The organism is Rhodococcus sp. DN22 (assembly GCF_036669995.1).
GTDB classification, from domain to species: Bacteria; Actinomycetota; Actinomycetes; order Mycobacteriales; family Mycobacteriaceae; genus Rhodococcus_F; species Rhodococcus_F erythropolis.
Genome location: NZ_CP133326.1, coordinates 3,630,737 through 3,644,217, shown reverse-complemented (window position 1 = coordinate 3,644,217; position 13,481 = coordinate 3,630,737). Strand labels below are relative to the sequence as shown.

The 13,481-nt window shown below is 62.6% G+C and carries 14 protein-coding genes; 8 read left to right on the top strand and 6 right to left on the bottom strand.

From position 1 onward, the window contains the following. Window positions 1–43: 43 nt before the first annotated feature. Both RA302_RS16560 and RA302_RS16555 read right to left on the bottom strand, forming a co-directional pair. A complete protein-coding gene (locus RA302_RS16560) occupies window positions 44–613 on the bottom strand; it encodes a DUF5655 domain-containing protein (protein ID WP_070161662.1) in 570 nt (189 codons plus the stop codon). A gap of 77 nt (window positions 614–690) precedes the next feature. Then, window positions 691–1,344 carry a GNAT family protein gene (locus RA302_RS16555; protein ID WP_338477318.1) on the bottom strand — a complete coding sequence of 218 codons (654 nt, stop codon included), beginning with the start codon at window positions 1,342–1,344 and terminating at the stop codon, window positions 691–693. 124 nt (window positions 1,345–1,468) lie between these two features. Here RA302_RS16555 and RA302_RS16550 point away from each other — a divergent pair, with 124 nt between their 5' ends. From RA302_RS16550 to RA302_RS16530, 5 genes are all read left to right on the top strand, one after another. Next, the gene (locus RA302_RS16550; RefSeq protein WP_042925076.1) at window positions 1,469–2,860 is read left to right on the top strand and encodes an MFS transporter; all 1,392 of its coding nucleotides are present in this window, start codon (window positions 1,469–1,471) and stop codon (window positions 2,858–2,860) included. A gap of 3 nt (window positions 2,861–2,863) precedes the next feature. Then, window positions 2,864–4,420 carry an aminotransferase class V-fold PLP-dependent enzyme gene (locus RA302_RS16545; protein ID WP_176742016.1) on the top strand — a complete coding sequence of 519 codons (1,557 nt, stop codon included), beginning with the start codon at window positions 2,864–2,866 and terminating at the stop codon, window positions 4,418–4,420. 126 nt (window positions 4,421–4,546) lie between these two features. Further along, window positions 4,547–5,878, top strand: coding sequence for a cyclopropane-fatty-acyl-phospholipid synthase family protein (locus tag RA302_RS16540; protein WP_054187182.1), 1,332 nt, complete (start codon window positions 4,547–4,549; stop codon window positions 5,876–5,878). Between the two features lie 20 nt (window positions 5,879–5,898). Further along, window positions 5,899–7,218: an alpha/beta fold hydrolase gene (locus RA302_RS16535; protein WP_070161664.1), complete on the top strand. Its 1,320-nt coding sequence runs from the start codon at window positions 5,899–5,901 to the stop codon at window positions 7,216–7,218. A gap of 53 nt (window positions 7,219–7,271) precedes the next feature. Then, the gene (locus tag RA302_RS16530) at window positions 7,272–7,943 is read left to right on the top strand and encodes a DUF1345 domain-containing protein (protein WP_030537075.1); all 672 of its coding nucleotides are present in this window, start codon (window positions 7,272–7,274) and stop codon (window positions 7,941–7,943) included. A 21-nt stretch (window positions 7,944–7,964) separates the two neighbouring features. Here the strand turns inward: RA302_RS16530 and RA302_RS16525 are convergent, their stop codons facing one another. Beyond that, window positions 7,965–8,594 (bottom strand): LysE family transporter, encoded by a 630-nt coding sequence (locus RA302_RS16525; RefSeq protein ID WP_037130153.1) that lies wholly within the window; start codon window positions 8,592–8,594, stop codon window positions 7,965–7,967. A gap of 110 nt (window positions 8,595–8,704) precedes the next feature. Between RA302_RS16525 and RA302_RS16520 the strand changes: the two genes are divergently transcribed. Together RA302_RS16520 and RA302_RS16515 are read left to right on the top strand one after the other, a co-directional pair. After that, window positions 8,705–9,361: a nitroreductase family protein gene (locus RA302_RS16520; protein WP_003942413.1), complete on the top strand. Its 657-nt coding sequence runs from the start codon at window positions 8,705–8,707 to the stop codon at window positions 9,359–9,361. Next, window positions 9,355–9,960 (top strand): dihydrofolate reductase family protein, encoded by a 606-nt coding sequence (locus RA302_RS16515; protein ID WP_070161666.1) that lies wholly within the window; start codon window positions 9,355–9,357, stop codon window positions 9,958–9,960. The genes RA302_RS16520 and RA302_RS16515 overlap by 7 nt, the downstream gene beginning before the upstream one ends. On the opposite strand, the gene RA302_RS16510 is transcribed toward RA302_RS16515, so the two are convergent. Further along, entirely contained in the window at window positions 9,957–10,760 is an 804-nt protein-coding gene (locus RA302_RS16510; protein WP_238704793.1) for a sulfite exporter TauE/SafE family protein, read from the bottom strand. The genes RA302_RS16515 and RA302_RS16510 overlap by 4 nt on opposite strands. A gap of 92 nt (window positions 10,761–10,852) precedes the next feature. Here RA302_RS16510 and RA302_RS16505 point away from each other — a divergent pair, with 92 nt between their 5' ends. Then, window positions 10,853–11,656 carry a helix-turn-helix transcriptional regulator gene (locus tag RA302_RS16505; RefSeq protein WP_070161670.1) on the top strand — a complete coding sequence of 268 codons (804 nt, stop codon included), beginning with the start codon at window positions 10,853–10,855 and terminating at the stop codon, window positions 11,654–11,656. On the opposite strand, the gene RA302_RS16500 is transcribed toward RA302_RS16505, so the two are convergent. Further along, a complete protein-coding gene (locus tag RA302_RS16500) occupies window positions 11,634–12,083 on the bottom strand; it encodes a hypothetical protein (protein ID WP_070161672.1) in 450 nt (149 codons plus the stop codon). The genes RA302_RS16505 and RA302_RS16500 overlap by 23 nt on opposite strands. 46 nt (window positions 12,084–12,129) lie before the next feature. Next, complete coding sequence (locus tag RA302_RS16495; RefSeq protein ID WP_007732259.1) at window positions 12,130–13,383, bottom strand: family 1 glycosylhydrolase; 1,254 nt, start codon at window positions 13,381–13,383, stop codon at window positions 12,130–12,132. Between the last annotated feature and the right edge of the window lie 98 nt (window positions 13,384–13,481).

The following is a 13,481-nucleotide window of genomic DNA, read 5'->3' as shown; positions in this document are numbered from 1 at the left end:
TGCAGCCTGCAGGTGAGCGTTTGCGTGGCGGTGAGTGAGTGACCTACCGGCCGTTCTGTTGATACGCGATCGCTGTCAGCAATCCGACTTCGTCGTTCACGTCTGCGGTGCTGCTGAGCCCGATCTTGTGGGTCGACTGCCCGGGAGCTTTGGCCGGGACAAGAAGTTCGGATTCGGGGACCTCGACAAAACGTAGTCCGAGGTCGACTCGGGCCTTGGTGGCCGCTGCGATGGCGGCGAATTGGCGAGCGCGAACGAAGGGCGTGTAGGTTCCGCGGCCTTCGACCCGAACATCGGTTCCGAGTTCTTCGATCAGACGTCGGGCTGCATCGAAGATCGGCCGCAGTGCCGCCTTCGGGCCGCTGTACTGCTGGTCGATGTATTGCTCGACGGTCGGCTCCACCCATCCGGACTGTTCGGCAGTCTCGAATGCAATTGCCCACTGCGAATTCTGCGGCACACCGTGCTCTGCTTTCAGCCACTTGCGCACTTCGTTCTGATCGAGCGGGTCGACCCCGGACGTCCGTACGGCCTCAACCCATTCTTCGAGGGTGCGCCCGGTACGGTCGCGCATGGACGAGGTGACTGCGGCCATCATGTCGGAGGGTTCCATGTGTCTGTTCTACCGGTTGTCGCTGGTCTTCCGGTTGTCGCTGCTCTCTCGGTTCTCACGGTGCACGGGTAGCTCGCTCAGTCGATGCCGAGCATCGTCTTGAACGCGCGCACGCCGGTCACTTCGACGGGATACGGCGGTGCGACAAAATCTTCGCGGCTGAGGGTGAAGAGACGACGCACGGTCATGCGACCGTCGGCAGCCAACTCCTCTACTGTGCCGTCTGCGCGGTACCCGACTTTGGTGGACACCGTGATCGAGGCGGGGTTGTCCGTGAATGCCGATGACACCACGCTTCGTGCACCCAAAGAGTCGAATGCGAATGCGCAGATTGCCTGTCGGGCGAGAGTGCCGACACCCCGGCCTTGGAACCCGCGTCCAATCCACGAGCCGGTTTCACCGGTACGACTGGTAGGAAAGTCCGTCGCGGCGAACGCCTGGCAGCCGACGGTTTCTCCGTCGACGACAATGGCTGTTTCGAATTTCCAGTCGGTCATGGTCATCGCTCCGCGGACCGACCAGTGGTATTGGATGAATCTTCGCGACACTTCGTCGGGAGTGCCCACCGTCCAGGGGACGAGAAACGGCATCTGTTCGGCAGGGTGAATGCCGGCTCGGACCAGCGCAGTGAGTTCGGGGAAATGATCGTCGCGCACAGGGAGCAAGGTGATGGGCCCACACGTGATCGTGACTCCGTACGGAGACCAGATCTCTCGCAGTGGGTCAACCATCGTCTTCAGACCTTCGTTTCGTGTGCGAATCGGGTCACAGTCTGGCATGCCAGGCCCGTCCGAGTGAGCGACTTCTGGTCATCGGGATTCTTTTGCCCTCGCGGTACGAAGTCGTGACATTAGTGTGTGGACGGTGACTACAGACAAACCGGTACGTCTTCGTGAAGGTAGATCGCCCGACAGGCTTTCGCGTGGTGTGGTGGCCGGATACGCAGCGGGAAGTGTCGGTACGGGTGGATTCGGTGTTCTGCCAGGTCTGGTACTGGCGTACTACCTGACCGACACGCTCGGCGTTGCCGCGGCGCTCGCGTCGCTTGTGGTCATTGTCCCGAAAATCGCCGACGTCCTGATCGATCCGCTGATCGGGTCGATCAGCGACCGAAGCTCTCATCGAACCGGTACGCGAGTGCCACTCATGCTCGCAGGCGCTCTGGGACTGCCGTTGCTCTTCATTCTCACGTTCTCGGCCCCGGTGTCGGCCGGCCCCGGAGTCGGGGCGATGTGGGTGCTCGTCTTCTTCCTGCTCGCGGCGAGTGCCTACAGCCTCTTTCAGGTTCCATATATCGCGTTGCCGACCGAGTTGACCGGCGATTACCACGAGCGCACTCGGTTGGTATCGGTTCGAATTGCGGTGTTGGCCCTGACAATTCTGGTCATCGGCGCCGGCGGACCCGAGCTCCGCGATGCTGCCGGAGGCGGAGCACGCGGTTATCTGGTCATGGCGATCGGGGTGTCGGCGCTGATGTGCGGGGCAATGATCTGGGCAGTTCGCGGAGCCGCGCGCCACACGGTGACTCACGCGGACGCGCCGGTCGGCTCGTTGCTCTCGCAGTACCGGGACGGGTTCGACGCGATACGACGTACCCGCGCGTTCCGATTGCTGGTCAGCGTCTTCGTGCTCCAAGCTCTTGCCACCGCCGTGATGTTGGCGGGTGCGCAATATCTGGCGACCTATGTGATGGGCAACGAAGGTGCGCTCACCGGTCTGTTCGTTGCACTCGTCGGACCAGCTCTCGTCGTCATGCCGTTGTGGTACCGGTTCTCGCATCGGTACGGAAAGCTTCGCGGTTACGTGGTGTCTTCGGTTCTGTTCGTCGTCGCCACGGCGTTGTTGACGCTTGCGGCTGTCGACGCGGGTTCGTGGATCTACGGTGCCGTCGCGCTTGCCGGCGTCGGCTACGCCGGCATGCAGGTGTTCCCGCTGGCGATGCTTCCGGACGTCATCGAGGACGACGCGCGAATCGGTGGGCGCCAACGCGGTGGTTCGCTCAGTGGTATCTGGACCGCCGCGGAAACCGCAGGCCTTGCCCTGGGACCCGCGGTGTTCTTGGGTGTACTCGCGGTGACCGGCTTCGTCTCGAAAACTGCGGGCGAGACTGTCGTGCAACCGGAATCGGCGCTGACCGGAATTGCCCTCGGCTTCTCGGTCGTGCCGGCGATCCTGGTTGCGATCAGCCTGGTCGTATTGCGGAATTACCGCACCGAACAAGAATCCACTCACGAGAACGAAAGGTGAACGATGAGTTCCACTCGGGCCGAGGAACTTCAGGGCAAGATCGTCGAGAGCGCAAACCTCGAGAAGAGGGCGGCCGACATCTTGAGTCGGTTGCGTTCGCTTCGCGAGCAGGACGCTCCGACGCACGGAGGCCGGGTTCTGTCGTACGTGTACGACAGCGGCCTCGCAGCGCTCGACGAGTTGGCAGCGGACGCAGCTCGATTGGTTCAGCCGGTCAACGGTCTCGACCCGACGGTGTTCCCGTCCACCGCGGTGATGGAGCGTGAGTTGGTTGCGTTCGCACGCGAGTTCCTCCATGGAGCTTCAGACCCAGCCGCAGATACAGACGCCGGAGGCGTAGTCGTCGGCAATGTCACCAGCGGCGGAACGGAGAGTTGTGTGTTGGCCGTCAAGGCAGCTCGCGACTTCCGTGGGCTCCCGCCGGGTGAGGGTTCGCTGGTTCTTCCGACCACCGCGCATGCCGCTTTCCACAAGGCAGCTCACCTGCTCGGACTGGAACTGATCCTGGTACCAGTAGATCCCACGTCGGGGCGCGTCGGCGCACAAGATATTGCGACGGCAGTTCGGAAAGACACGGTCTTGATCGTCGTCTCCGCGCCCAGCTACCCGTTCGCGGCGCTCGACCCGATCGCCGATGTCGCGGAAGTTGCTCGTGCACATTCGATTCCACTGCATGTCGACGCCTGCATCGGTGGGCTTGCGTTGCCGTGGTGGGGTGATCTGCCACCCTGGGATTTCCGGGTGCCCGGGGTCACCAGCATGTCCGTCGACTTCCACAAGTACGGATACTCGCCCAAAGGCGTTTCGGTCCTGCTGCACCGAGGGCGAGATCTGCATCGCAAGCAGTATTTCGGACTCACGGACTGGCCGGGGTACCCGGTGGTCAATCCCACGCTTCTCGGTTCCAAATCCGTTGCTGCTCTTGCCGGTGCTTGGGCGATTTCGCAAGTCCTCGGGCAATCCGGGTACGCCGAATTGGTGTCCCGGGCGCAGCGGGCCACTCGTGCACTGATCGGCACGGTCGAGGCAATCGAGGGTCTTCGCGTCGTGGGCTCGCCGGTGGGACCACTGTTCGCGGTCGCTACCGACGATTCCGTGCCGCTCGAACGGCGAGTGGATCCGCATCGCTGGGTGAGCGCTGTCGGTGCTCGCGGCTTCGTCCTTCAAGGGCAGCCGGCGTCGACGCAACCTGACGGGACGACGTTGCCTCGAACAACCCACCTCACCGTCACCCCGGTGACGGAATCTGTGCTCGGCGAGTTGACCAGCGCACTCGTCCTCGGTGCCGACGACGTTCGCGGCTCGGCGGCAGCCGAGGCGCCGCCGGCCCTGGCAGAGTTGGCCGGAGCATTCGAACGTGGCGATGTCACCGTCGCCGATGTTCTTGCGTTGCCCAGTGACGCCGTCGCGGCAGCGTTGACGTCGGCGGGGCTGGATCCTCGGGGCTCTTCCGATTCTCCCTTGGACATGGCGGCCGTCCTCGCGGCAGTGGAATCGCTGCCACGTGAGGTCACGAAGAGACTGCTGGTGGAATTCCTCGCCGGAATGGTGGAGCCCTGAACTCGGCGATGAATACCGAAACCGCGATGAACACTGTCCAAAACTCGGACAAATGGCGCGAAAGATTCGCGAATCGGGCGTAAGTTTTCTGTCATCGGCTAACCATCTTTGTCGGAGGGTTGATCAGTGACTGGTGCCGCGGCCAAGATTTTGACGGTGTTCGAGGAAGTGATCGGGGTTCCGCTTCCGGTTCGCGTGCGATGTTGGGACGGTTCGGAGGCAGGGCCACCGGACGCCGCTGCGCAGGTTCACTTCCGGAATCGGCGTGCCCTACGGCGGGTCCTTTACTCTCCCAACGAATTAGGGCTGGCGAGGGCGTACGTTTCCGGCGATCTGGACGTAGACGGCGATATCTTCGCGCTCCTCGACGTTCCGGAACTGGTCACGCGGCTCGGTGAGAATCGTTTGTCGACGTTGCCGCTGCGCTCGATTGTTCGCGCCGCCGGTACTTTCGCCGGCTTGGGAGCGGTGGGTCCACCACCGTCACCCCCGGCGATCGAGATGCGTAGTAAGCGAGGCAAGCGGCACAGTAGATCACGCGATTCGGCGACTGTCTCCCATCACTACGACGTCGGGAATCGCTTCTACGAACTGTTCCTCGGGCCGAGCATGGTTTATTCGTGCGGATACTGGCCGGAAGGTGTCGAATCCCTCGAAGCTGCTCAGTACGCGAAGCTGGACTTGATTTGCCGCAAGCTCGATCTGAAGCCGGGAATGCGACTGCTCGACGTCGGCTGCGGTTGGGGATCGATGGCATTACACGCCGCCCAGAACTACGGCGTCGACGTCGTCGGAGTCTCGCTGAGCAACGAGCAGGTCGAATACGCCAAGGGGCGAGTTGCCGACGCGGGTTTGACCGATCGCATCGAGATTCGGGTGCAGGACTACCGCGACGTCGACGACGGCCCTTACGACGCGATTTCGAGCATCGGCATGTCCGAGCACGTGGGCCTGGTCAATTTGCCGGTGTACACGGCAAAACTCTACGACCTGCTCGTGCCGCAGGGTCGTCTGCTCAATCATGCCATCGCCGCGGTGAAGTCGTTGTCGGACAACGTCGATGACGGTCCCAGCTTCATCGACAGGTACATCTTCCCGGACGGTGAGATCCTTCCGTTGAGTAAAACCATTGATGCGCTGGAACTTTCGGGTTTCGAGACGCGTGACAGCGAAGCGTTGCGCGAGCATTACGCACTGACACTGCGCGCATGGGTGCAGAACCTCCGCGAGAACTGGGACGCATCGGTCTTACAGGTCGGTGCTCCCCGGGTGCGTACCTGGTTGCTGTATCTCGCTGCCAGTGCCCTGGGTTTCGAGGAGCCGCACAGGCTTACGATTCATCAGGTTCTGGCCGTGAAACCAGGGGATCGGGGGGCCAGCGGCATGGCCCGCTCGCGTGACAGTTGGTATCGATCGATTGAAGTCCCGCAGATCGAAACCGGTCCGCGCGTCGACTGAGGCCTATACGTTGGATTTCCATGAGCACCCGGAAGGTTGTCCTCGCGGCACTGAAGGTTTCGGCCGTTGCGGTATCGGCGCTGTTGCCGACCTCGCTGCTGTTCACACCGATGTCGAACGCCGAACCCGTGAACGATTTCTACGACGCGATTCCGGGCGACGTCGGTGATCCGGGTTCGGTGATTCGGACGGAACCGCTGGCTCTGGCCGGTGCCGTCGGCGGAGTGCCTGGTGTGGGGACCCGGATCCTGTATTCGAGTACCGACACCCACGGATCCAAGGTTGCTGTGTCGGGCTCGTACCTGGAGCCGGCTGCCCCGTGGTCAGGAGCGGGCCCCCGCCCGACGGTGGTGATCGGTCCGGGTACGCAGGGCCAAGGTGATCAGTGCGCGCCGTCGAGGATGTTTCCCACTGCCGGTCAGCTCCGCCTGGCGGAACCCGGGAATCCGTCGAACTACGGTGCCGGTGTGGACAGTGTCGGTGTCAACTACGAGTCAGCTTTTGCTTTTGCTTTCCTCGCCCAGGGCGTTCGTGTATTCGTCACCGACTACATCGGACTCGGAACACCCGGCGTCCATACCTACGTCAATCGCGCCGAGGAAGCCCATGCGATGTTGGACGGTGCACGCGCTGCCCGAGCCCTCGCGCAGGCAGGAGATGACGATCCGATAGCGCTGTGGGGCCACTCGCAGGGCGGCGGCGCCACTGCCGCTGCAACCGAACTGGCACCCGAATACGCGCCTGAGTTGAATCTGGTCGGGAGTTACGCGAGCGCGCCCCCGGCAGACCTGGCAAGCGTTCTGCGTCATATCGACGGTACCGGCCTGATGGCCGCGATCGGTTACACGATCAACGGCGTCCTCGACCGCTATCCCGCCGCCCGAGAGCCGATCGAATCTCGACTCAACGACTACGGCCGGTCCGTGCTCGCCGACGTCGCCGGGCAATGCCTCATCGATTCCCGAACCAAGTACGGGAAGCAGTCGACGGCGTCGTGGACCACAGACGGACGACCACTCGCCGACGTGGTGGAATCGGTACCGGAGATCCAACAGGTGATCGAGGAACAACGCATCGGGTGGCGAACCCCGGCCTCGCCGATTCTGGTCAACGGAGCGCTCAACGACGATTTCATCCCGTACGAGCAAACCCAGCGCCTGGTTCAGGACTGGTGCGCGCGCGGGGCCGAGGCGACGTTGTTCACCGACACCCTGCCTGCGGTGAATCCGGGGAGCGGCAACAACCACCTCGCGCCGGCCGTAGCGGATTTCGGCGTCGGATTGCAGTACGTGCTGGACAGATTCAACGGCAAGCCGATAGTCGGTGCGTGCAACGCCTGAGTCGCCGTGTCACGTAACCACCGTCTCACTTCTAACAGTGGTTGACTGAGCCCGTGAACGATCGACCGCACGACCTTCCGATCAATCCGGTTCCACGGAGCGCCCTGGGTGCCGGGCCGGCGCTGAGAGTGTCGACGGGTCTGCTGCTCGGTGTGGCCGCCGGTGTCGTCACGGCGTTGGTCGGCTACCCCCGATTCGCGTTTCTGATCGGCTGGGATGTGGCGGCGATGGTGTTCACGGTGTGGACGTGGATTCTGGTCTGGCCCTTCGACGCGACGCTCACCGCAAGCCACGCAACGCGCGAAGAGCCGGCCCGAAACGTCGCGCACCTGCTGATTCTCGGTGCCGCCGTCGCGAGCCTGGTCGGTATCGCGTTCCTGCTCCTGGCGGCACCCGACGGACATCACTACCAAGTAGTGGCGGCATCGGTTGCAGTCGGCAGCGTCGTGATCTCGTGGCTGGCGGTACACACGCTCTTCGCCCTCGGATATGCACGGCTGTACTACTCCGGCCCCGACGGCGGAATCGATTTCAATCAGGAAGAACCGCCGAGGTACAGCGATTTCGCCTACGTGGCGTACACGGTCGGGATGAGCTTCGCGATTTCCGACACCAACTTGAAGTCGTCGGACATGCGCGCGATGGCACTCGGCCACGCATTGCTGTCGTACCTGTTCGGTTCGGTGATCGTGGCGTCCGTCGTCAACTTGATTGCGGGCCTGTGATCTCTCGAGCCGTGTTACCGGTCAAGCCGCTGCACGCCCGATGCTCGAGAGGAAGCCGGCGGCTCCGAAGAACAGGCCGGCGAACACTCGATTGGTGGTTCGCTGCTGTTTGGGGGAGCGCATCAAGGTGAGTACCCGGGCGGCCAGGCCGGTGTATCCGGTCATCACGATCACGTCGACTGCGCACATCGTGGCGGCGATGATCAGATACTGCGGCAGCAGCGGCGCCGACGGGTCCAGGAACTGCGGGAGCACTGCGAGCATGAAAACGACGGCCTTCGGATTGCTCGCGTTCACGAGAAATCCGCGAAGCATCATCATCGGACCGGAGCTGCTCGCGGCTGCCTCGTCGGTCTCCACCTCGGTGGGCGCCGATCGCCACTGCCTGATCCCCAGGTAGACGAGGTATGCGACACCGAACCACTTGATCAAGGAAAAGGCCACGGTCGAACTGGCGAGAATTGCACCGACCCCTGCCGCGACAATTCCGATCTGCAGCAACAATCCCAACTGCAGCCCGAAGATGTTCCAGTATCCGCGTCGCAAGCCGTAGGCAAGTCCCGACGACATCGACGCAATGGCGCCGGCCCCCGGCGACAGGCTGATCACCCAACTTGCTCCGAAGAACGCCAACCAGACGTGCCAACTCATGTCGAAAGTCCTTTGATCGGGAAATACTCCCGACAACGAGCACGCACGGGATCAGAAAAGTGTAGACGGACAGTCCTGCTCACTGCTCGCGACAGTGCAATGATCGGGAGATGACGTCGTATCCCGTACTCGACCTGACACCCGACGAATTGCTGACCACAACGCGGACCGTTCGAAAGCGTCTGGATCTGACCCGTCCCGTGCCGTTGGACCTGGTGAAGGAATGCCTCCAGATCGCCCTGCAAGCGCCCTCCGGTTCGAATCGCCAGGGCTGGCAGTGGATGGTGGTGACCGATCCGGCACTGCGTGCAGCAGTCGGGCAGATCTACAAGGAAGTCACCGACGAGTACCTTGCCTCTCACGGTTCGGCGGCAAAACTCTTCGCCGATGATCCCGATCGCGCGCCGATTCAACAACGCGTGGGCACCAGCGTCGCGTGGCTCGGTGAGCACATGGGTGAGGTGCCGGTCCTTCTCATTCCGTGTATCAAGGCGGGCAAGACGCTGCCGGAGGGGAACCAAGCCGGCCTGTGGGGTTCGCTACTCCCGGCTGCGTGGAGTTACGCGCTGGCCGCGCGGGCACGTGGGCTCGGTACGGCGTGGACGACATTGCATTTGCAGCGTGAAGCGGAAGTTGCGGAGCTGCTGGGCATTCCGGCCGGATTCCATCAGGCTGCGCTCATCCCGACGGCGTACTTCACCGGCGAGACGTTCAAACCCGCCGCCCGTGAACCGGTCGACAACGTGCTGCACGTGGACCGATGGTGAGCCTGATCTACTCGGCGATCTGCTCGATCGACGGGTATGTGGCTGATGAGCAAGGAAACTTCGACTGGGCGGTTCCCGACGCACAGGTCCATGCGTTCGTCAACGAGCTAGAGAGGGGAGTCGGCACGTACCTGCTCGGGCGCCGGATGTACGAGACGATGATTCCCTGGGAAACAATGGCATCCGAGGATCTCGAGCGTTCTTCGGTGGCAGGAGGACCTTCGGCTCCGGACGAGTTTGCCGGTATCGAGGCGGCGACCGCCGAGTTCGCTCAGATCTGGCGTGGAATCGACAAGATCGTGTACTCCACGACGCTGAACGAGGTGTCGACCGCACGTACCAGGATTGTCCCGAGCTTCGATGAAGACTCCATCCGTTTGCTCGAGAGTGAAGCGGTACAAGATATCTCGATCGGTGGACCGACGGTTGCGGTTAGTGCTTTCGCGGCGGGTTTGGTCGATGAAGTCAGACTGTTCCTGTGTCCGGTCAATATCGGTGGCGGATTGCGAGCTCTCCCGGAAAGCCGGCTTGATCTGCAGCTGCTCGAGGAGAAAACCTTCGACGGCGGCGTCATCTATCTGCGATACGCCGTTCGCTAAGCAATCACCATCACTGCCGTGACGACGCCGAGTAGAGCGATGTAGGCGGCGGCATGGACTCGGTCCGGTATGGCACCGACGATTCGTCGGCTCAGCGCGATCGCCGGTAGGGAACCGGCGAGTAGTGCACAGACGGCCAGAAGGTCGACAGCGCCGACTCTGCCCGCCGACAGATCCCAGGCTGAACTGTGCCCTGATGAGACCGCATACACCGCAGTCGCGACGACGGCGACAGGCAAGCTCAACGGGTTGGCGCTCGCGGCGGCGTCGGCCATCGGAACTCCGCCGCGTCGCATCATCGGAACCGTCATGACGCTCCCGCCGACTCCGAGGAAACTTGCGACGGCACCGATGCCTATCCCGACAGCGCGGACGCCGTGACGGTCAAGATGTTCGCGAGGTTCAGATGGTGTCAGAAACCCTTGTCGCAGAAGACTGTCCAGGATTGTCACCAGCAGGTAGAGCACAAACAGAATCCGGACGACGCCGTCGTCTACGTGGCCCGCCGCAACCGCTCCGAGCCCGGCTCCGAGTGCGACGGGGCCGATCAGAGGTCTGATGTACTCCGTCCGAAGCCGTCCTGACTTCCTGAATGCGACTGTGGCACCGAGTGAATTGACCACCATCACGGCCGCCGAGGATGCTACGGCGACATGCATCGGATCGATGACGTCCGGCCTCAGCGTCGATGCAGCGTAAACGACTGGGACAGTGACGAACCCGCCACCGAATCCGAAAAGAACGGTGGTGACTCCGGTCAAGGCGCCGAAAGCGAGAAGGATGAGGGCGTAGTGAAACACTTGATGAACGGTAGCGATTTCTCCGCTGGCGCACATTCGAAGGTTCGCCAGGTTCCATTGTCAATCAGACACGGACTCGGTAGGTTCCTCCGGTGCGCAACATCTCGATCAACGACGTCGATCACTCACCCCGCGGTGTTCTCGCACTCGGAACCGACTACCCACCCGGTCACGTGCTGGCCGCCCACGAACATCGACGAGCCCAGTTTCTCTTCGCTGTGAACGGTGCGATGAACGTCGAAACCGAAGACGGTGAGTGGACGGTTCTGCCGTCCAATGCGGTCATGATTCCAGCCGGTGTCGCTCATGCCGTGACAATGGACGGCGTCAGCACGCGAAGCCTCTACATCGAACCGTCCGCAGCGCCGTGGTTCCCGGTCAGGTGCCGAGTCGTCGCAGTATCGTCGCTCCTGCGTGAGTTACTTGTCGCTGCAGTCGACGTGGATGTCGAGCTGAATGTGGAGGACGACTTCCCCGCACACGGACGCAGCGCCGCGGTATTTCAGCTGATCCTGCACGAACTTCGCGATCTTGCGCCCCTACCTGTGGAACTCCCGCTGCCTCGGCACCCGGGATTGCGGGCGTTGTGCGCGCAGTATCTCGCAGCCCCGTCGATCCATGACTCGCCCACGCGGTGGGCTGACCGACTCCACGTCAGTGAACGGACACTGCACCGCTTGCTGATCTCGGAAACGGGGATGAGCGCGTCGTCGTGGATGCAGCGTGCCTGCATTCTTCACGCGCTTCCGAAACTTTCTGCCGGGGCCAGTGTGACGGCCGTTGCGTCTGAACTCGGATACTCGACGCCGGCTGCCTTCGCGGCGATGTGCACCCGAGTCTCGGGTGCACCGCCCAGTAGCTATCGGGCGCGCGTCACGACACAGACACCGGGATGATGTCGGCGACGACGTCGTGGATGAGACCGTCACGGACTTCGAAGGTTTCACGAATCTCCACGGTCATGAGGCGAGTGCCGCCGATTCCCGCGTCCAGCAGGTAGGTGGTCGAGACGATGTCCCCGGCCTCCGACATCTCGAGGTCTCGGATGCCCTGGATAACGCGGTATTGGATGCCGTTTTCGAGGTCGGCGGACATCTGTGGTCCGGAGAACCCCGTCTTGAGTCCGGCTTCGACGCGGGTCGCATCCGGGGCGAAATGAACATCGGAGACGTCATGGGAGACGAGGGCGTCGATGTAGGCGCGTGCTTGCGCCTCGCGGGGTGAATCGGCCGGGTTCGGGGCTGCCGTCGCAGCGCCTCCGGCAACCAGGATCAGGACAGCGGTGGCAGCGGCAGTTCCGGCGATATTTCGCAGTGTTCGCATGGGACATCCTAACGACGAGGAGTGGAGGAAATTCGGAAAACGGCCCTCATCGAGTAGCCGTACAGCTGCGGGGAGGATCGACGAGCGAGCAGAAAGCCGGGGCCATGACGGGCACGTAGTCGGCTCCGACGCCGTTGTCGTGGATGATTCGGCGGTAGGCGGCGACGCCGTCGGTCGGGATTCGGGCCGCAGTGGGATCGCCGAGAACATCGACCGTGTAGAGGCCGAATCGAGGTCGGTACGAACCCCATTCGTAGTTGTCGGTGATGGACCAGTAGTTGTAGCCGATCACGTCGGCACCGTCTTCTCGGGCGCGTTCCATCCAATAGATGTGATCGCGTAAGTGATTCGCGCGTGTGTATCCGTCGGCGCGCGGCGCTCCGTTGTCGGTGGGCATGCCGTTCTCGACGATGTAGAGGGGGAGTTCCGGATACTTGCCCGAGTACCGCATCAATGCGTCGTACAGGCCTTCGGGCTGCGGCGTGACGTTGTAGAACTCGTCGAGTGCGGCGTACGCGGCAGTCGGATTGTTCAGGGCCACACCGTAGTAGTAGTCGATGCCGAGAAAGTCGAGCTTGTCGCGCACTCGATCCGTGAATACCGAATCGATCGCCTCGGACACGCCGGGAATGAAGGAGAAATTACTGCTTACGCGGGCACCGGGATCGAGAACATGGATGCGGTCGTAGATCGCCCGGTGGACTCGGACCAATGAGTCGAACATCGACGGCGCCTGGGTGAGTGCGATTCCGCCGTAGGTCAATTCGCGCTGAACGTACACAGTCGGCTCGTTGATCGTGATCCAGAGCGCCCCGATTCCGGAGTACCGCTCGACTACCTTCTCTGCGTTGACCAGCCAATCGGCTTCCGTCTTCGGATTTGTCCAGCCGCCTTGATCGACAACCCATCCCGGATACACCCAGTGGTCGAGTGTGATCATCGGAGTCATGCCCCGCGCGCGGATGTGAGCTACCACGTCGTCGTAGTAGGCGAATTCGGTCTCGTTCCAGCTCCCGGCGGCGGGCTGAACTCGCGCCCACTCGACGCCGAATCGGAAAACCTTCGATCCCAGATCGGCCGCCCGGTCGATGTCCTCGGCGTAGCGATGACGGAAGTCGACCGAGTCACCGATCTTGTCGTGGGTTCGTCCGGAATCGGAGTATCGAGACCAGTTGCTGTCCGGCGACGAACCTTCCGATTGGAACCCGGAGGTGGCAACGCCCCAGAGGAAGTCATCCGGTACCTCAGCCGAGGCGTGAGCGGGAAGGGCCAGCACCCCGAACAGGCACGTCAGTGCCATCAGCGCAGGCGCAATAGACCGTGACAGGGCTCCCATGCCTGGGAGACTAAGTCATACAAGTGTCCAGTCGCAGGCGTTTCGTCCGATCCGCCCGCGGC

Excerpts from the sequence above, each read along its gene's own strand:
- RA302_RS16515 (WP_070161666.1), top strand. The coding sequence starts at position 9,355 with ATGGTGAGCCTGATCTACTCGGCGATCTGCTCGATCGACGGGTATGTG.
- RA302_RS16495 (WP_007732259.1), bottom strand. The coding sequence starts at position 13,383 with ATGGCACTGACGTGCCTGTTCGGGGTGCTGGCCCTTCCCGCTCACGCC.
- RA302_RS16520 (WP_003942413.1), top strand. The coding sequence starts at position 8,705 with ATGACGTCGTATCCCGTACTCGACCTGACACCCGACGAATTGCTGACC.
- RA302_RS16555 (WP_338477318.1), bottom strand. The coding sequence starts at position 1,344 with ATGGTTGACCCACTGCGAGAGATCTGGTCTCCGTACGGAGTCACGATC.
- RA302_RS16525 (WP_037130153.1), bottom strand. The coding sequence starts at position 8,594 with ATGAGTTGGCACGTCTGGTTGGCGTTCTTCGGAGCAAGTTGGGTGATC.
- RA302_RS16535 (WP_070161664.1), top strand. The coding sequence starts at position 5,899 with ATGAGCACCCGGAAGGTTGTCCTCGCGGCACTGAAGGTTTCGGCCGTT.
- RA302_RS16545 (WP_176742016.1), top strand. The coding sequence starts at position 2,864 with ATGAGTTCCACTCGGGCCGAGGAACTTCAGGGCAAGATCGTCGAGAGC.
- RA302_RS16500 (WP_070161672.1), bottom strand. The coding sequence starts at position 12,083 with ATGCGAACACTGCGAAATATCGCCGGAACTGCCGCTGCCACCGCTGTC.
- RA302_RS16560 (WP_070161662.1), bottom strand. The coding sequence starts at position 613 with ATGGAACCCTCCGACATGATGGCCGCAGTCACCTCGTCCATGCGCGAC.